19 protein-coding genes are annotated in these 16969 nt (G+C 72.4%); 11 read left to right on the plus strand and 8 right to left on the minus strand.

Annotated features, from left to right (window positions below; translation table 11 throughout):
• The first annotated feature begins 403 nt into the window (after positions 1-403).
• The 5 genes from serB (at position 404) to AC069X_RS30070 (ending at position 5730) form a co-directional block, all read left to right on the plus strand.
• A complete protein-coding gene (gene serB, locus AC069X_RS30050) occupies positions 404-1603 on the plus strand; it encodes a phosphoserine phosphatase SerB (protein WP_478733410.1) in 1200 nt (399 codons plus the stop codon).
• Between the two features lie 213 nt (positions 1604-1816).
• Positions 1817-2626: an SDR family NAD(P)-dependent oxidoreductase gene (locus tag AC069X_RS30055; RefSeq protein WP_478733412.1), complete on the plus strand. Its 810-nt coding sequence runs from the start codon at positions 1817-1819 to the stop codon at positions 2624-2626.
• On the plus strand, positions 2623-3960 hold the full coding sequence (locus AC069X_RS30060) for an aminotransferase class I/II-fold pyridoxal phosphate-dependent enzyme (RefSeq protein WP_478733413.1): 1338 nt from the start codon (positions 2623-2625) through the stop codon (positions 3958-3960). Before AC069X_RS30055 ends, AC069X_RS30060 begins: the two co-directional genes overlap by 4 nt.
• Positions 3957-4904 carry a diiron oxygenase gene (locus AC069X_RS30065; protein ID WP_478733415.1) on the plus strand — a complete coding sequence of 316 codons (948 nt, stop codon included), beginning with the start codon at positions 3957-3959 and terminating at the stop codon, positions 4902-4904. The genes AC069X_RS30060 and AC069X_RS30065 overlap by 4 nt, the downstream gene beginning before the upstream one ends.
• Positions 4897-5730, plus strand: a complete 834-nt coding sequence (locus AC069X_RS30070; RefSeq protein ID WP_478733417.1) for a tryptophan 2,3-dioxygenase family protein — start codon at positions 4897-4899, stop codon at positions 5728-5730. Before AC069X_RS30065 ends, AC069X_RS30070 begins: the two co-directional genes overlap by 8 nt.
• 72 nt (positions 5731-5802) lie before the next feature.
• Here AC069X_RS30070 and AC069X_RS30075 read toward each other — a convergent pair whose 3' ends face one another.
• The 4 genes from AC069X_RS30075 to AC069X_RS30090 all read right to left on the minus strand — a co-directional run bounded on the left by AC069X_RS30075 (position 5803) and on the right by AC069X_RS30090 (position 8179).
• Complete coding sequence (locus AC069X_RS30075) at positions 5803-6324, minus strand: SixA phosphatase family protein (RefSeq protein WP_478733419.1); 522 nt, start codon at positions 6322-6324, stop codon at positions 5803-5805.
• A gap of 88 nt (positions 6325-6412) precedes the next feature.
• Complete coding sequence (locus tag AC069X_RS30080; RefSeq protein ID WP_478733421.1) at positions 6413-6613, minus strand: hypothetical protein; 201 nt, start codon at positions 6611-6613, stop codon at positions 6413-6415.
• A 160-nt stretch (positions 6614-6773) separates the two neighbouring features.
• Positions 6774-6893, minus strand: coding sequence for an SGM_5486 family transporter-associated protein (locus AC069X_RS30085; protein WP_351816207.1), 120 nt, complete (start codon positions 6891-6893; stop codon positions 6774-6776).
• 5 nt (positions 6894-6898) lie between these two features.
• On the minus strand, positions 6899-8179 hold the full coding sequence (locus AC069X_RS30090) for a CynX/NimT family MFS transporter (protein ID WP_478733423.1): 1281 nt from the start codon (positions 8177-8179) through the stop codon (positions 6899-6901).
• A gap of 95 nt (positions 8180-8274) precedes the next feature.
• Between AC069X_RS30090 and AC069X_RS30095 the strand changes: the two genes are divergently transcribed.
• Positions 8275-8952, plus strand: coding sequence for a FadR/GntR family transcriptional regulator (locus tag AC069X_RS30095; RefSeq protein ID WP_478733425.1), 678 nt, complete (start codon positions 8275-8277; stop codon positions 8950-8952).
• A gap of 63 nt (positions 8953-9015) precedes the next feature.
• Here the strand turns inward: AC069X_RS30095 and AC069X_RS30100 are convergent, their stop codons facing one another.
• The 3 genes from AC069X_RS30100 to fabG all read right to left on the minus strand — a co-directional run bounded on the left by AC069X_RS30100 (position 9016) and on the right by fabG (position 11181).
• Entirely contained in the window at positions 9016-9447 is a 432-nt protein-coding gene (locus AC069X_RS30100) for a hypothetical protein (RefSeq protein WP_478733427.1), read from the minus strand.
• A 238-nt stretch (positions 9448-9685) separates the two neighbouring features.
• Positions 9686-10456 (minus strand): enoyl-ACP reductase FabI, encoded by a 771-nt coding sequence (gene fabI / locus AC069X_RS30105; RefSeq protein WP_478733429.1) that lies wholly within the window; start codon positions 10454-10456, stop codon positions 9686-9688.
• Positions 10457-10461: 5 nt separating this feature from the next.
• On the minus strand, positions 10462-11181 hold the full coding sequence (gene fabG, locus AC069X_RS30110) for a 3-oxoacyl-[acyl-carrier-protein] reductase (protein ID WP_478733431.1): 720 nt from the start codon (positions 11179-11181) through the stop codon (positions 10462-10464).
• Positions 11182-11327: 146 nt separating this feature from the next.
• Between fabG and AC069X_RS30115 the strand changes: the two genes are divergently transcribed.
• The 3 genes from AC069X_RS30115 to tyrS are packed head-to-tail and all read left to right on the plus strand — an operon-like array spanning position 11328 to position 15605.
• On the plus strand, positions 11328-12890 hold the full coding sequence (locus AC069X_RS30115) for a TldD/PmbA family protein (RefSeq protein ID WP_478733433.1): 1563 nt from the start codon (positions 11328-11330) through the stop codon (positions 12888-12890).
• Positions 12890-14284 (plus strand): metallopeptidase TldD-related protein, encoded by a 1395-nt coding sequence (locus AC069X_RS30120; RefSeq protein WP_478733435.1) that lies wholly within the window; start codon positions 12890-12892, stop codon positions 14282-14284. Before AC069X_RS30115 ends, AC069X_RS30120 begins: the two co-directional genes overlap by 1 nt.
• 52 nt (positions 14285-14336) lie before the next feature.
• The gene (gene tyrS, locus AC069X_RS30125) at positions 14337-15605 is read left to right on the plus strand and encodes a tyrosine--tRNA ligase (protein ID WP_478733437.1); all 1269 of its coding nucleotides are present in this window, start codon (positions 14337-14339) and stop codon (positions 15603-15605) included.
• 70 nt (positions 15606-15675) lie between these two features.
• On the opposite strand, the gene AC069X_RS30130 is transcribed toward tyrS, so the two are convergent.
• Complete coding sequence (locus tag AC069X_RS30130) at positions 15676-15954, minus strand: GlsB/YeaQ/YmgE family stress response membrane protein (RefSeq protein WP_478733439.1); 279 nt, start codon at positions 15952-15954, stop codon at positions 15676-15678.
• Between the two features lie 176 nt (positions 15955-16130).
• Here AC069X_RS30130 and AC069X_RS30135 point away from each other — a divergent pair, with 176 nt between their 5' ends.
• Both AC069X_RS30135 and AC069X_RS30140 read left to right on the plus strand, forming a co-directional pair.
• A complete protein-coding gene (locus AC069X_RS30135) occupies positions 16131-16463 on the plus strand; it encodes a DUF3099 domain-containing protein (protein ID WP_478733441.1) in 333 nt (110 codons plus the stop codon).
• A 138-nt stretch (positions 16464-16601) separates the two neighbouring features.
• Positions 16602-16838: a hypothetical protein gene (locus AC069X_RS30140; RefSeq protein WP_478733443.1), complete on the plus strand. Its 237-nt coding sequence runs from the start codon at positions 16602-16604 to the stop codon at positions 16836-16838.
• Positions 16839-16969 lie beyond the last annotated feature (131 nt).

A 16969-nucleotide genomic window follows, 5' to 3' on the forward strand; every position in this document is an offset into this window, starting at 1 on the left:
CAGGGAGTCTAGGGATGGCGAACATCCGGGGGAACTATTTCAGGCCTGGGGCCACATGTGGAATCGGGGCCTTCCGCGGGAGGGCCGCGTGCGGGCGCCGACGGGGTCGAAAGGCACCCGGAGGGTGAGATACGGGACTTCTCGCCCGCCGGTTCCTTCACGGCGCGCGCACAGTGCCACGGTTTCTTCACGCGGGGCCGCCGGCCCCTCCGGGCGGGTGTACCGCTGCGCGGGCCGCCCCGCGCCCCGCCCCCGCCCGTTCCCCGGGGCCGCGCCCGGACCCCTTGCGGGGGCGCCGCCCCCGGGCCCCGTCGCCCGGAACGCCGGCGGGGCCGCGCGTACGAGTCTGAAGGATGGGACGGGGGTCCGGGGCAGGGGGGCGGGAAGATACGGTGTGGGCACCATGAGCGCTTCGCAGACCTCCGACGTCCCCACCCTCCTCGTCAAGATCTTCGGCAAGGACCGTCCCGGGATCACCGCCGGGCTGTTCGACACCCTCGCCGCCTACTCCGTCGACGTCGTCGACATCGAGCAGGTCGTCACCCGCGGCCGCATCGTCCTGTGCGTCCTCGTCACCAAGCCCTCCGTCGGCTCCGAGGGCGAGCTGCGCGCCACCGTGCACAGCTGGGCCGAGTCGCTCAAGCTGCAGGCGGAGATCATCTCGGGTACCGGTGACAACCGGCCGCGCGGCAGCGGCCGCTCCCACGTCACCGTCCTCGGGCACCCCCTCACCGCGGAGTCCACGGCCACCATCGCCGCCCGGATCACCGCCACCGGGGGCAACATCGACCGCATCTTCCGGCTCGCCAAGTACCCGGTGACGGCCGTCGAGTTCGCCGTGTCCGGTGTCGAGACGGAGCCGCTGCGCACCGCGCTCGCCACCACCGCAGCGCAGATCGGCGTGGACGTGGCCGTGGTCTCGGCGGGCCTGCACCGCCGGGCCCAGCGGCTGGTGGTCATGGACGTGGACTCGACCCTGATCCAGGACGAGGTCATCGAGCTCTTCGCCGCGCACGCCGGCTGCGAGGCCGAGGTCGCCGAGGTGACCGAGCGGGCCATGCGCGGTGAGCTGGACTTCGAGCAGTCCCTGCACGCGCGGGTCGCGCTGCTGGCGGGGCTGGACGCGTCGGTGGTGGACAAGGTCCGCTCCGAGGTGCGGCTGACGCCGGGCGCCCGGACCCTGATCCGGACGCTGAAGACGCTCGGCTACCAGGTGGGCGTGGTGTCGGGCGGGTTCACGCAGGTGACGGACGACCTGCGGGAGCGGCTGGGGCTGGACTTCGCCTCGGCCAACACCCTGGAGATCGTCGACGGCCGGCTGACCGGCAAGGTCACCGGCGAGATCGTGGACCGGGCGGGCAAGGCCCGGCTGCTGCGCCGCTTCGCCACGGAGGCCGGGGTGCCGCTGTCGCAGACGGTGGCCATCGGTGACGGCGCCAACGACCTGGACATGCTGAACGCGGCCGGGCTGGGCGTCGCCTTCAACGCCAAGCCGGTGGTCCGCGAGGCCGCCCACACCGCCGTGAACGTCCCCTTCCTGGACGCCGTGCTGTACCTGCTCGGTGTGACGCGCGAGGAAGTGGAAGCGGCCGACCTGGCCTGAGGGACCTCGCCCGCACCCCGACTCCCCGTACGCCCGGCCGGATCCCTCCGGCCGGGCGTGCGGCTTCCCCGGACACCGCGCACGAGGCGGAGTCCAGGGGACTCCGATCCGGACTGGCTCCCTCTGCCGTCCACTTGAGATCAAATCTCTGACCGCGTCGCCGGTTCACGACACCGGCAACGCGGTCAGCCTTGATCGTTCAAGGGGACGACGATGACTCGTAGTGTGCTCATCACCGGAGGCTCGGGCGGCATCGGCCGGGCTTGCGTGGAGAGGTTCGCCTCGGAGGAGGGCTGGACGGTCTGGTTCACCTACCGCAACGGCCGGGAGCGGGCTGAACAGCTGGTGCACGAGCTGGCCCTGACCGGCCGCTCCAAGGTGGAGGCCTTCCCCTTCAGCCAGGGGGACTGGGACGAGCACGAGTTGCTCTTCGACCGGCTGCCGGGCCCGGTGGACGTGCTGGTCAACAACGCCGCCGTCGGCTCGAAGACCATCGAGCACTACACCGGGGGCGACGCCGAGGGCAAGGCCCCCGCGTTCTTCCAGATCAACGCGGTGGGTCCGCTCTGGCTCAGCGAGCGGGTGCTGCCGGGGATGCTGGAGCGCGGCTTCGGCAAGATCATCAACATCTCCAGCGTGGGAGGCGGAATCTTCCAGTTCCCCGGCTTCCACCCGGCGGACGGGATGAGCAAGGCCGCCCTCACCTATCTCACCCGGCACCTCGCCGCCGAGCTGGTGCACACCCCGGTGCAGGTCTTCGCCCTGTGCCCGGGGGCCGTGGAGACCACGATGTTCCAGGCCAGCACCCTGGACGGGCTCTCGCCCGAGGAGCGTGCCGCCCTCTCCGCGCGGCTCCCCCGGGGGCGGATGATCACCTCCGAGGAGATCGCGGAGCAGGTGCGGTGGCTGGCGGGCGAGCACTCCGCGCCGCTGCACGGCGCCGTCATCGACGCCTCCATGGGCCTGGGCGTGCACCCGGGTCTGCTCACCGGTGCCGGCGTCGACAGCGGGGGCGCCCGATGACCTCCGGAGCCCCTCAGGCCCCACAGGCCCCGCAGACCCCACATGCCCCGCGAGCCTCCCGCGTCTCCCGGCAGGCCGCCCGGCTGCTCGCCGACACCCCGGCGATCGCCGAGGCCCACTTCCGGGCCGAGGCCGAGCCGTACGATCCGCTCACCCGCCCCGACGGCTACCTCAACCTGGGCACCGCCGAGAACCGGCTGCTCTGGGACCTGCTGGAGGACCGGACGGCCGCCCTGGGGCCCCTGACCGAGGCCACCGCCCGGTACGCGCCGCTGCACGGCACCGACCTCCTGCGCGAACGCGTGGCCGCGCTGCTCTCCGCGACCTGCCGGACCCCGCTGGACGCGGAGGACCTGGTGGTGATCAGCGGCGCGACCGGGGCGCTGGACGCGATCGCCTCGGTCCTGTGCGATCCGGGCGAGGCCATCGTGGTACCGGCCCCCTACTACGGCGCCTTCGACACCGATCTCGGCGGCCGCTCGGGCGCCCGGATCCTGCCCGCGCCGCTCGACCCCCGGGACGGCTTCCGGCTGACGGCCGCAGCGGTGGACCGGGCGCTGACGGAGGCCGCCGCGCGGGGCGTCACCGTACGCGCCGTCGCGCTGTCCTCCCCCTCCAACCCCATCGGCGAGGTGCACCCGCCCGAGGTGCTGGCCGGCCTGCTGCGGGTGGTCCGCGCGCACGACGTGGACCTGGTCTCCGACGAGATCTACGCCCACGCCGTCTTCGGGGAGCAGGCCTTCACCAGCGCCGCCGACCCGGCCGTCAACCCCGACTGGGCCGATCGCACGCACGTGGTCTGGGGCTTCGCCAAGGACTTCGGGCTCCCCGGCCTGAAGACCGGGGTGCTGCACACGCGTGATCCCCGGGTACGGGAGGCCGCGCGGGCGATGGCGTACTTCGCGCCCGTCTCCACCGCCACCCAGCAGACCCTGGCCGGGCTGCTCGGCGATCCGGTGTGGGTGGCGTCCTTCCTGTCGGCGGGCCGGCGGCGGCTCGGCGACTCGTACGGGCACCTCACCGCCCTGCTGGAGCGGCACGGGATCCCGTACGCCCCGGCCGGGGCGGGGTTCTCCGTCTGGCTGGACCTGCGCCGGTGGCTGCCCGGCACCGGCTTCGAGGCCGAGCGGCTGCTGTGGCGGGAGCTGTTCGAGAAGGCGAAGGTCAGCATCCTGCCCGGCGGGGCGTTCCGCTCGCCCGAGCCGGGCTGGTTCCGGCTGTGCCACACCGTCGAGGCCCCGCTGGTCGCCGAGGCGGTCCGCCGGATCGCCGCCCACCTGGGCTCCCCCGCCCCTTCCCCCTCCCCTGCTGCTGCGAACGGACCGCGCCCATGAGCACCGCCCCTGGCCCCCTCGACCGCTGGTACGAGACCGCCGGCGTACGCGGCGGAGTACGGCGGATCTTCCACGCCGAGGCCGAACAGGGCCGCATCTTCTTCCCGGACGCCCTGGTGCCGCACCTGGCCCACCCGGAGGTGAAGGCGCTGGCCCCGGAGCGGGTCCGGGAGATCTCCGTACGGCACCTGTACCAGTTCCTGCACTCGACGACCCATCTGGAGACCCGGGTGGTCAACGGGGCCGCCGAGCCCGTCGCCAACGGCAACTCCGGCCTGCACTTCCCCACCGCGCTGCGGATGGACGCCTTCAAGGTCTACTGCGACGAGGGCTACCACGCCCTGTACAGCCTCGACCTGGCCGACCAGATCGCCGCCGTCACCGGCATCGCCGTCCCGGACGTCGACTACGGCGGTTTCGTCACGGCGCTCCAGGAGACGGGCCGGCGGCTGCTGCCCGAGGACCCGGTGCTGGCCGGGCAGTTGCAGGCGGTGGTCTTCGAGACGCTGATCACGGCCGTGCTCAACGAGGTGCCGCAGGACCCGACGGTGGTGAGCACCGTACGGGAGCTGATGCGCGACCACGCCAAGGACGAGGGGCGCCACCACCGCTTCTTCTCGGCGTTCTTCCTGGAGCTGTGGGCGCGCCTCGACGGCCGGCGCCGGGTGCTGGCGGCGCGGGCGCTGCCCGCGATGATCCGGGCGGCCCTCGACTGGGACCTGGAGCCGGTGCGGGTGTCGCTGCGGCTGGCGGGGCTGGACGAGGACCGCGTCGAGGCCGTCCTCGCGGACAGCTACGGCGGCAGCGCCGGCGTGGACCGCATCCAGACGATCTCCCGCTCCACCCTGCGGCTGTGCGCCCAGGCCGGTGCCTTCGACCTGCCCGGCGTCACGGACGCGTTCGCCGCCCACGGACTGCGCGCCCCGGAGGACACCGATGTCTGAGACGATCACCCGCCCCGCGTCCGTGACGTACCCGGACTACCTGCGGCTGCCGGAGCTGCTGTCGCTCCAGGTGCCGCTGGCCGACGGGGTGGCCGACGAGCTGCTGTTCATCACGGTGCACCAGGTGCAGGAGCTGTGGTTCGGGCAGCTGCTGCGCGACCTGGCCGCGGCCCGGGACCGGATGCTGGAGGGCGACGCGCGCGGCGCGCGGGCGATGCTGGGGCGGGCCGTGGTGCTGACCCGGGCGTCGATCGCGGCGATCCTGCCGCTGCGGGCCATGCCGGCGCGGGAGTTCCACGCCTTCCGCGGGGCGCTGGGCAGCAGCAGCGGTCAGCAGTCCGCGCAGTACCTGGAGATCGCCGCGCTGTGCGGTGCCGACTGGCTGGACGGGGAGTACGGGTCCCGGGTGATCGGCGGGCTGGCCGGTGCGGAGCGGGAGCGGCTGCGCGGGCGGCTGGCGGAGGCGACCTTGTGGGAGGCGTTCACGGGGCTGCTGTCCAAGGCCGGTTTCGCGGTGGGGACGCGGGAGGAGCGGTGGGAGGCGTACGCGCGGCTGGCGGCCGGGCCGCGGGACGGTGATCCGGCGCAGTGGGCGGAGCTGGCGGAGCTGTCGGAGGCGCTGGTCGACCACGACGAGGTGTGGACGGAGTGGCGGGCCTGCCACGCGTTGCTGGTGGAGCGCCAGATCGGCGGCGGGGCGGGGACGGGCGGCAGCAGCGGTACGGCGCATCTGCGGGCCTCGGTGTACCGGCGGTTCTACCCGGAGCTGTGGGAGGCCCGGGACGCGGGCTTCCCGGCGGTGGCCGCCCGCTGCCCGGTGGGGTGAGGGCGGACGCGGGCCCGGGGCGCGGCGGCCCCGGGCCCGTACGGCGTCGTCGGCCGGGCGTACCCGTACGGCTCAGTGCTCCTTGGGGGTCCAGTAGTCCAGCAGGGTGCACACCCCGGGTTCGAGGGACTTCCACGAGCCGGTGAAGGAGAGGATGGCCAGCGCGGCGGTGGGGAAGCCCGTGCGGGTCATCCGTGTCAGGGTGTCGTCCTCGGCGCGCGCGGCGAGGACGTCGGCGAGGGCGTGCATGCCGGGGTTGTGGCCGATGACGAGGAGGTCGGACACGTCGTCGGGGGTTTCGTTGAGCAGGGCGATGAGCTCGCCGGGCGACGCCTCGTAGATCCGCTCCTCGTACGCGGTCCTGGGCCGGGACGGGAGTTCCTGGACGGCGAGCTTCCACGTCTCCCGGGTACGGGCGGCGGTGGAGCAGAGGGCCAGGTCGAAGGTGATGCCGGTCTCGGCCAGCTTCAGTCCGACGGCGGGCGCGTCCTTTCGGCCGCGTTCCGCCAGGGGGCGGTCGTGGTCGGACACCTGGGGCCAGTCGGCCTTGGCGTGCCGGAGGAGGGCGATCCTGCGGGGTGTGTCGGCGCTCATGGCCCCCAGCTTCGCACGAAACGAGCCACCGGGCTCCGGGTGTTGGGGGTCCGTCCCCCCGGGGTGGGGCGCGCCGGGCGCACGCGGGTCAGCCGACGGCGCGCAGCAGCTGGTGGGTGACCTGGAGGAGCGGGGAGGTCTCGCCGGTGGCGGCGTGGGCGTGGCCGGAGCCGGCGAGGAGGGTCAGGAGGAGGCCGAAGGCGAGCGCGGGCAGGGCCAGCGTCCACCAGCGCAGGCGGGTGTCGGGGCCGGTGGTGCGGGGGCCGGGGACGTGCGTGGGGGCCGACATGGCCGCCTCCGTGTGTGTGCGGTCGGACGGGCTCGCTCTCCTTCGAATCTATGGATCCGAAGGGGCGCTTCCCATCCGGGGCGCACCCCAGACAACCCTGAACCTGGCCCCCTAGGGGAGGGTGGGGATATCCCCACCCTCCGCCGGAGTGCCCTGCGGGTCAGGGGGAGGCGAGGGTCGCGATGACGGCGATGACCACGGTGACGAGGAGCATCGCGCCGAGCACGAGGCCGAGCTTCTTGTGGCCGTTCTGGGGGTTGGGTTCGAGTACGGGCGACATGCCGTTCAGTCTCGCATGCCGCATTCGTCCTCGATCGTGCGGTCCCGGCCGGCGAGGACGCCGAGGATGATCTGGGGGACGAGGAGGGCTGCCATCAGGGCCAGGGGGAGGTCCCAGCCGCCGCTGTGCTGGTAGAGGGTGCCGATGACCAGCGGGCCGGGGATGGAGATGAGGTAGCCGGTGCTCTGGGCGAAGGCGGAGAGCTTGACGACCCCGGCGGGGGACTTGGCGCGGAGCCCGATCATCGTGATGACGAGGGGGAAGGCGCAGTTGGAGATGCCGAGCAGCAGGGCCCAGGCCCAGGCTCCGCCGGCCGGGGCGAGGTGGAGCCCGAGGTAGCCGACGAGCCCGAAGACGCCGAGGACGGCGGCGATGGGGCCCTGGTTGCGCATCCGTCCGGCGAGGCCGGGGATGACGAAGGCGAGGGGGACGCCCATGACCATGGTGACGGCGAGCAGGACTCCGGCGGTGGAGGCGGAGACTCCGGCGTCGCGGAAGATCTGCGGGAGCCAGCCCATGGTGACGTAGGCGCCGGTCGCCTGGAGGCCGAAGTAGCAGGCCAGGGCCCAGGCGGTACGGCTGCGGACGACGGAGGGGCCGGTGCCTTCGGTGGTGGCGGCGGGCGCGGCGGACTTCTCGCGGCGTCCGGCTGCGGCGATGGGCAGCCAGGGCAGTACGGCGGCCACGGCGAGGACGGCCCAGATCAGCAGGCCGGTGCGCCAGCTGCCGCCGAGGGCGTCGGTGAGCGGGACGGTCGCGGCGGCGGCGAGGGAGGTGCCGGCGGCGAGGGCCATGGAGTAGAGGCCGGTCATGGTGCCGACCCGGTCCGGGAAGTACCGCTTGACGATCACCGGGAGCAGCACGTTGGTCAGGGCTATGCCGGCCAGGGACAGGGCGCTGGCGGCGAGGAACCCGGCGGCGTTGTCGGCGAAGGGGCGGATCAGGAGGCCCGCGGCGACGGCGGCCATGCCCGCGCAGACGACGGCGGCGGGGCCGAAGCGGCGGGAGAGCCGGGGTGCGGTGACGCCGAAGACGGCGAAGCAGAGGGCGGGGACCGAGGTGATGAGGCCGGCGACGGTGCCGCTCATGTGGAGGCCGGTGCGGGTCTCCTCGAAGAGGGCGCCGAGGCTGGTGATGGCGGGCCGCAGGTTGAGGGCGGCCAGCACGATTCCGACGACGAGCACCGGGCCCAGCCACGTGGGGGCGGCGGGGGCGGGAGCGGGCGGGGCGGCGGCTCCGCGGACGCCCGCCGGGCGGTTCATGGTCTGGATGTCTTCGTCGTGCATCCCTCCATCATAGAATCATGGGATGATTGGTTGTCCAGTCTTGAACGGTCTCGTCCAGTCTTCGTCCAGCCGACCCCGAGGGGACTCCACCCGCCATGCCGCTGACCTCGCCCCGGCGTTCCGCGCTCGTCGATCAGGTGATCTCGCAGCTGAGGAACCAGATCACGTCCGGTGAGTGGCCGGTAGGGAGCCGGATCCCCACCGAGCCCGAGCTGGTGGAGCTGCTGGGCGTGGCGCGCAACACCGTGCGGGAGGCGGTCCGCGCCCTCGCGCACAACGGGCTCCTGGACATCCGCCAGGGCTCGGGGACGTACGTGCTCGCCACCAGCGAGCTGGCCGGGGTGATGCACCGGCGCTTCGCGGGGGCCGATCCCCGGCACATCGCGGAGCTGCGCTCGACGCTGGAGTCCTCGGCGGCGCGGCTGGCGGCGGAGCGGCGGACCGAGCGGGACCTCGTACAGCTGGACGCGCTGCTGGCGCGGCGTGAGGAGGCGTGGGCGAGCGGGAACGCGGAGCTCTTCGTGGCGGCGGACGTGAGCCTGCACATGGCGGTGGTCACGGCCTCGCACAACGAGGTGCTGATCGAGCTGTACGCGGACCTCGGCGACCTGGTCGCGGACTGGCTGCGGACGGACGTCGGCACCGAGCTGAACCCGGCCGACCACCTGGACCACGCCCGGCTGATCGAGGCCGTCCGGCGCGGGGACGCGGACACGGCGGCGGCGGAGGCGGCGGGCTACCCGTTCGTCTGCCTGGGCAAGACGCCCGCCTGACGGGACGACCGGACCGGACACGGGACGGAGGACCGGCCGGACGGCCGGACGGGCAGACGGAGGCTACGGCGTGCGCCGGTGGCTGACCCAGGCCGTGCGGACCTCCTTCCAGCAGCGGCCGGTGAGGCGGGTCCGGCCGGCCGGGTCCAGGGGCACGAGGGCGCCGTCCCCGTCCACGTCCCACCAGCGCTCGCACTCGACGTGGAGGCGGAGCAGGTCGGTCTCGGGGTAGCCGTTGTGGCAGGACGCGACGACCGTCGAACCGGTGATCTCGGTGTCGCAGTCGGCGCCGAAGAGCTCCGCGGCGGGCCGGGCGGGCCGTACGGGTGGCTCGGCGGGGATGTCGGCGAGGTCGACCACGGCCGCGCCGCCCGGTTCGGACCCGGGCACGGGTTCCCGTACGCCGGTCTGGGCGAGGGCTCCGGGGCCCAGGAGGCCGGTCAGGAACACTGAGGTGACCAGCAGCGATACCGCTCGGCTCGGCCTCGCGCGCACGCTCGTACCTCCTCCCCGAACACACCGGGAAGATCCCGGCATGGTCATTTTGCAGGCATCTGTCACGGTTTTCGACTCGGGAAGATCCGGTCTCCCGTCGGACATGCGAGCGAACGGGGCGGTGCGACGGCCCCCTGAGCCCCCCTCACACCTCCTGCTCCGCACGCGGAAACGGCGGTGGCCGCGCCTTCCGCAGGGAAGGCGCGGCCACCGCCGTACGACGGGAGGGGTCCCGGGATCAGGCACCCATCGCGTGCAGGCCGCCGTCCACGTGGACGATCTCGCCGGTGGTCTTCGGGAACCAGTCCGACAGCAGCGCGACGACACCGCGGCCGGTCGGCTCCGGGTCGCTCATGTCCCACTCCAGCATCGAGCGGTGGTTCCAGGTGTCCGCCAGGTCGGAGAAGCCCGGGATGGACTTCGCGGCCATGGAGCCCAGCGGGCCGGCCGAGACCAGGTTGCAGCGGATGTTCTCCTTGCCCAGGTCACGGGCGAGGTAGCGGCTCGTGGCCTCCAGGGCGGCCTTGGCCGGGCCCATCCAGTCGTACTGCGGCCAGGCGAACTGCGCGTCGAAGGTCAGGCCGACGACGGCCGCGCCCTCCGCCGGGAACAGCGGCTTGCAGGCCATGGTCAGCGACTTCAGCGAGAACGCCGAGACGTGCATGGCGGTGGCGACCGACTCGAACGGGGTGTTCAGGAAGTTGCCGCCGAGGGCGTCCTGGGGGGCGAAGCCGATGGAGTGCACGACACCGTCGAGCCCGCCGAGCTCCTCGCGGACCAGGCCCTCCAGGCGGGCGAGGTGCTCGTCGTTGGTGACGTCGAGCTCGATCACCTTGACCGGCTTGGGCAGCTTCTTGGCGATGCGCTCGGTCAGCGACGGGCGCGGCCACGCGGTGAGGATGACCTCGGCGCCCTGCTCCTGGGCCAGCCTGGCGGTGTGGAAGGCGATGGACGACTCCATCAGCACACCGGTGATGAGGATCCGCTTGCCCTCGAGAATTCCGCTCATGGTGATCAGTGACCCATGCCCAATCCGCCGTCAACGGGAATGACGGCTCCGGTGATGTACGCGGCGTCGTCCGACGCCAGGAAGCTGACGGCTGCCGCGATCTCCTCGGGCTGCGCGTACCGGGCGAGCGGGACGTTCGCCACGATGGCCGCGCGCTGCTCGTCGGTGAGCACCTTCGTCATGTCCGTGTCCACGAAGCCGGGGGCGACGACGTTGAAGGTGATGTTGCGGGAACCCAGCTCGCGGGCGAGGGAGCGGGCGAAGCCCACCAGGGCGGCCTTGGAGGCGGCGTAGTTGGCCTGGCCGGCCGAGCCCAGCAGGCCCACGACCGAGGAGATCAGGACGACGCGGCCCTTCTTGGCGCGGAGCATGCCCCGGTTGGCGCGCTTGACGACCCGGAAGGTGCCGGTGAGGTTGGTGTCGACGACGGAGGCGAAGTCGTCCTCCGACATCCGCATCAGCAGCGTGTCCTTGGTGATGCCGGCGTTGGCCACCAGCACCTCGACGTTGCCGTGCTTCTCCTCGATCTCCTTGTAGGCCTGCTCCACCTGCTCGGAGTCGGTGATGTCGCAGCGCACCGCCAGCACGCCGAGCGAGATGAGCTCCTGCGGGGGCTCGCCCGAGCGGTACGTGATGGCGACCTTGTCGCCGGCCTCTGCGAAGGCTCGGGCGATGGCGAGGCCGATGCCCCGGTTTCCTCCGGTGACGAGAACCGAGCGGCTCAACGGATCACCCTTTCGCTAGCGGTCTGGACTACCGAAAACCTATAGGTCCCACCTCGTGTACGGAGAATCGACCTCCGACAGGGCCTCGCGACGGGGTCTGTCGAGTCCCTACAGAAAGATGTAGGCACAGCCGCCCCGGGCGCGACATGATCGGGGCGACCGGCCCCGACCCCGGGAGGACTTCCGTGGCCCATTCCATCGACGCGGCTTTCACCGCGCTGCCCTTGCGGGCGCTCGCCGACGCGGCACTCGCCCGGGCCCGCGCGCTGGGCGCCGACCATGCCGACTTCCGGCTGGAGCGGATCCGCAGCGCCTCCTGGCGCCTGCGCGACGCCAAGCCCTCCGGCGGCTCCGACACCACCGACCTCGGCTACGCGGTCCGGGTGGTGCACGGCGGCAGCTGGGGCTTCGCCTCCGGCGTGGACCTGACCATGGACGCCGCGGCCAAGGTGGCCTCGCAGGCCGTGGCCATGGCGAAGCTGTCCGCTCAGGTGATCAAGGCCGCCGGCTCGGACGAGAGGGTCGAGCTGGCCGAGGAGCCGGTGCACGCCGACAAGACCTGGATCTCCGCCTACGACGTGGACCCCTTCGAGGTGCCGGACGCCGAGAAGTCGGCCCTGCTCGCCGACTGGAGCGCGCGCCTGCTGGCGGCCGAGGGCGTGGCGCACGTGGACGCCTCGCTGCTCGCCGTCCACGAGAACAAGTTCTACGCGGACACGGCGGGCACCTCGACCACCCAGCAGCGGGTGCGCGTCCACCCGCAGCTCACGGCGGTCGCCGTCAACGGGACCACCGGCGAGTTCGACTCGATGCGCACGATCGCCCCGCCCACCGGGCGCGGCTGGGAGTACCTGACCGGCACCGGCTGGGACTGGAACGCCGAGCTGGAGCAGATCCCCGCCCTGCTCGCCGAGAAGATGCGGGCCCCCGGCGTGGAGGCCGGCCGCTACGACCTGGTCGTGGACCCCTCCAACCTGTGGCTCACCATCCACGAGTCCATCGGCCACGCCACCGAGCTCGACCGGGCGCTGGGCTACGAGGCGGCGTACGCGGGGACCTCCTTCGCCACCTTCGACCAGCTCGGCAGGCTCAAGTACGGCTCCTCGATCATGAACGTGACCGGTGACCGCACGGCCGAGCACGGCCTGGCCACCATCGGCTACGACGACGAGGGCGTCGAGGCGCAGAGCTGGGACCTGGTCAAGGACGGCACCCTGGCCGGCTACCAGACCGACCGGCGGATCGCGAGGCTGACCGGCCTCGGCCGCTCCAACGGCTGCGCCTACGCCGACTCCCCCGGGCACGTGCCCGTGCAGCGGATGGCGAACGTCTCGCTCCAGCCGGATCCGGGCGGGCTCTCCACGGAGGACCTGATCGGCGGGGTGGAGCGCGGGATCTACGTGGTCGGCGACCGCTCCTGGTCGATCGACATGCAGCGCTACAACTTCCAGTTCACCGGGCAGCGCTTCTTCCGGATCGAGAACGGCAGGCTGGCCGGGCAGCTGCGCGACGTCGCGTACCAGGCCACGACCACCGACTTCTGGGGCTCCATGGAGAAGGTCGGCGGCCCGCAGACCTACGTCCTGGGCGGCGCCTTCAACTGTGGCAAGGCCCAGCCGGGCCAGGTCGCGGCGGTCTCGCACGGCTGCCCGTCGGCCCTGTTCCGCGACGTGAACATCTTGAACACCACCCAGGAGGCCGGACGCTGATGTCGCCGAACCGCACGAAGCCCCACGAGATCGTCGAGCGGGCCCTGGAGCTGTCCACCGCCGACGGCTGCGTCGTCATCGCGGACGAGGAGTCCAGCGCGAACCTCCGCTGGGCCGGGAACGCGCTCACCACCAACGGCGTCACCCGGGGCCGGACCCTCACGGTCATCGCCACCGTCGGCGGCAAGGAGGGCACGGCCTCGGGGGTCGTCTCGCGCTCCGCCGTCACCACCGCCGACCTGGAGCCGCTGGTCCGGGCCGCCGAGGCGGCCGCCCGGGCGGCCGGCCCCGCCGAGGACGCCCAGCCGCTGGTCACCGGCACCCCGGCTTCCCCGGACTTCACCGACGCCCCGGACGAGACGTCCTCGGCGGTGTTCGCGGACTTCGCCCCGGCCCTCGGCGAGGCCTTCGCCCGGGCCCGCGCGGGCGGCCGGGAACTGTACGGCTTCGCGAACCACGAGCTGACGTCCACGTACGTCGGCACCTCGACCGGGCTGCGGCTGCGCCACGACCAGCCGAACGGCACGCTGGAGCTCAACGCGAAGTCCCCGGACCGGTCCCGGTCCGCCTGGGCCGGCCGGGCCACCCGCGACTTCAAGGACGTGGACCCGACCGCGCTGGACGCGGAGCTGGCCGTACGCCTGGGCTGGGCCGAGCGGAAGATCGAACTGCCGGCCGGGCGGTACGAGACCCTGCTGCCGCCGACCGCGGTGGCCGACCTGCTGATCTACCAGATGTGGTCGGCGACGGCCCGGGACGCGACGGAGGGCCGGACGGTCTTCTCCAGGCCCGGCGGCGGCACCCGGATCGGGGAGCGGCTGTCGCGGCTGCCGCTGACCCTGCGCAGCGACCCGAACGCGCCGGGCCTGGAGTCCGCGCCGTTCGTGATCGCGCACAGCTCGGGCGACGACGCGTCGGTCTTCGACAACGGCCTGCCGGTCCCGGCGACGGAGTGGATCAGTGAGGGCGAGCTGGCGCGGCTGACCACGACCCGGCACAGCGCGGCGCTGACCGGGCTGCCGCTGTCCCCGTCCTTCGGGAACCTCATCCTGGACGGGGGCGGCGAGAAGTCCCTGGACGAGATGGTGGCGGGCACCGAGCGGGGTCTGCTGCTGACCTGCCTCTGGTACATCCGCGAGGTGGACCCGGCCACGCTGCTGCTCACGGGCCTGACCCGGGACGGGGTGTACCTGGTGGAGAACGGGCAGGTCACGGGCGAGGTGAACAACTTCCGGTTCAACGAGTCGCCGGTGGACCTGCTGTCGCGGGCCTCGGAGGCGGGGCGGACCGAGAAGACCCTTCCGCGCGAGTGGGGCGACTGGTTCACGCGGGCCGCGATGCCCCCCGTCCGCATCCCGGACTTCAACATGAGTTCGGTCAGCAAGGGCGTCTGATCCACCTAGACTGAGCTCGGCATTTCCACAATTCGTAAGGAGTCGAGAGACCGTGACGGACATCGTCGACGAACTGAAGTGGCGCGGGCTGTTCGCCCAGTCCACGGACGAAGAAGCGCTGCGCAAGGCCTTCGCGGACGGTCCCGTCACGTTCTATTGCGGCTTCGACCCGACCGCGGCCTCGCTGCACGTGGGGCACCTGGTGCAGGTGCTCACCGTGCGCCGGCTCCAGCAGGCCGGCCACCGGCCGCTGGCGCTGGTCGGCGGGGCCACCGGGCAGATCGGTGACCCCCGCCCGACGGCGGAGCGCACCCTGAACGACCCGGAGACGGTCGCGAACTGGGTGAACCGGCTGCGCACGCAGATCGAGCCGTTCCTGTCCTTCGAGGGCGAGAACGCGGCGGTCATGGTGAACAACCTGGACTGGACGGCGGGCCTGTCCGCCATCGAGTTCCTGCGGGACATCGGCAAGCACTTCCGTGTCAACAAGATGCTGACGAAGGACTCGGTCGCCAAGCGGCTGGACTCCGAGCAGGGCATCAGCTACACGGAGTTCAGCTACCAGCTGCTCCAGGGCATGGACTTCCTGGAGCTGTACCGCCGCTACGGCTGCACCCTCCAGCAGGGCGGCTCCGACCAGTGGGGCAATCTGACGGCGGGCCTCGACCTGATCCACCGGGTCGAGCCGGGCGCGCACGTGCACGCCATGGCGACCCCGCTGATGGTCAAGGCGGACGGCACCAAGTTCGGCAAGTCCGAGAGCGGCGCCGTCTGGCTGGACCCGGAGATGACCACTCCGTACGCGTTCTACCAGTTCTGGCTGAACGTGGACGACCGGGACATCTCCACCTACATGCGGATCCTGTCCTTCAGGTCCCGTGAGGAGCTGGAGGAGCTGGAGGCGCAGACCGCGGAGCGTCCGCAGGCGCGGGCCGCCCAGCGGGCGCTGGCGGAGGAGCTGACCACGCTGGTGCACGGCGCGGACCAGTGTGCCGCCGTGATCGCCGCGTCGAAGGCGCTGTTCGGCCAGGGCGAGCTGGCGGAGCTGGACGAGGCCACGCTGGCCGCGGCCCTCTCCGAGCTGCCGCACGCCCGGGTCGCCGAGCTGGCCCCGGTCGTGGACCTGTTCGCGGAGACCGGCCTGGTCGCCAGCAAGTCCGCGGGACGCCGGACCGTGAAGGAGGGTGGCGCCTACGTGAACAACGCGAAGGTCACCGCCGAGGACGCGGTCCCCGCCCCGGAGGACCTGCTGCACGGGCGCTGGCTGGTGCTGCGCCGCGGCAAGAAGAACCTGGCCGCGGTGGAGGTCACCGGCGCCTGAGGCGCGCGGAGCACGGCCGAGGGGCCGGTACGGACGCGTCGTCCGTGCCGGCCCCTTCGCCGTGCCCGTGCTAGACGGTGTGGCGTTTGCCGCCCCGGAGCGCCATGTAGACCATGTCGCCGAGGCCGACGATGACGACGGCTCCGATGAGCTGGAGCAGGTGCCGGATCCAGTCGATGCCCCGGGTGTCCTCGACGCCGATCCAGCGCGAGACGGCGTTGCCCAGGAGGGCGCCGACGATGCCGAAGAGGGTGGTCAGCCAGAGGGGCTGGTGCTGTTTGCCCGGCAGGATGGCGCGGGCTATGAGGCCCAGCACGAAACCGACGATGATCGCCCACAACCATTGCATGTCGAGCCTCCTCGTGGCGCGTGGTGCGCATGTGGGCCCAGTTTCGACCCGTACGGCGTACCTCGCATTTCGGACCGTGCCGTTCGGGGTACCCCCTCTCTCGCCTCCGGGACGAGCGGCGTACCGTGGACTGGTCCGGACCGGGGAACGTCCGGCGGTGGATCGGGTGGTGGAGCATGCAGCGGACGAAGCGGAACGGGCCCGAGGTCTTCCGGATCACGGGAGCCCGGATGGGCCTGGCCGAGGACGTACGGGGGCGCCAGCGCCGCTACGTCATCTCGATGGGCATCCGGACCCTGTCGGTGGTGGCCACGGTGGTCCTGTGGAACGTGGAGCGCCATGTGGCCGTCGTGACGCTGGCAGCCGGGCTGCTGCTGCCGTACATCGCCGTGGTCATCGCCAACGCGGGGCGCGAGTCGACGCCCAATCTGCCGTCGAACTTCATCCCGGCGCCTGTGCGCCCGGCACTGGAGCCCGGAAACCTCAATAAAAGCTCAGATCAATCATGAAGTTCCGGTGCACCCCACGGGGTCGTGCGTGACATACTGCCTACGCGCTCCGCATCCCCCGTCGGAGCGACGGACCGACGCCGGGCAGCTCCCCCCGTGGCTGCCCGGCGTCGCCCTTCCGTTTGTAGGGTTGGGGCCGTGACTTCTCCCGAAACCCCCTCCTGCTCCGCCAAGGGCTGCCGCGACGCGGCCGTCTGGGTCCTGGCGTGGAACAACCCGAAGCTGCACACGCCGGAACGGCGCAAGACGTGGCTGGCGTGCGAGGAGCACCGCGAGCACCTGTCGCAATTCCTGGGGGTCCGCGGTTTCCTCAAGGACGTCGTGAAGCTGGACGAGTGGGTCCAGCCCGAGGGTTCCGAGCGCGAACGCCCGTAGGTGGGGCTGCCCCGAACGCCCGCCGCCCGGGGCAGCCGCGGGCGTCCGCGGCTGTCCCGGGGGGGTCGGGGGGGTGGGGGTTGGTCACCGACCTCCACCATGGGGCGGTCGGGTTGGAGGAACGACGGGTC

It is taken from the genome of Streptomyces sp. NPDC043896 (assembly GCF_056435605.1).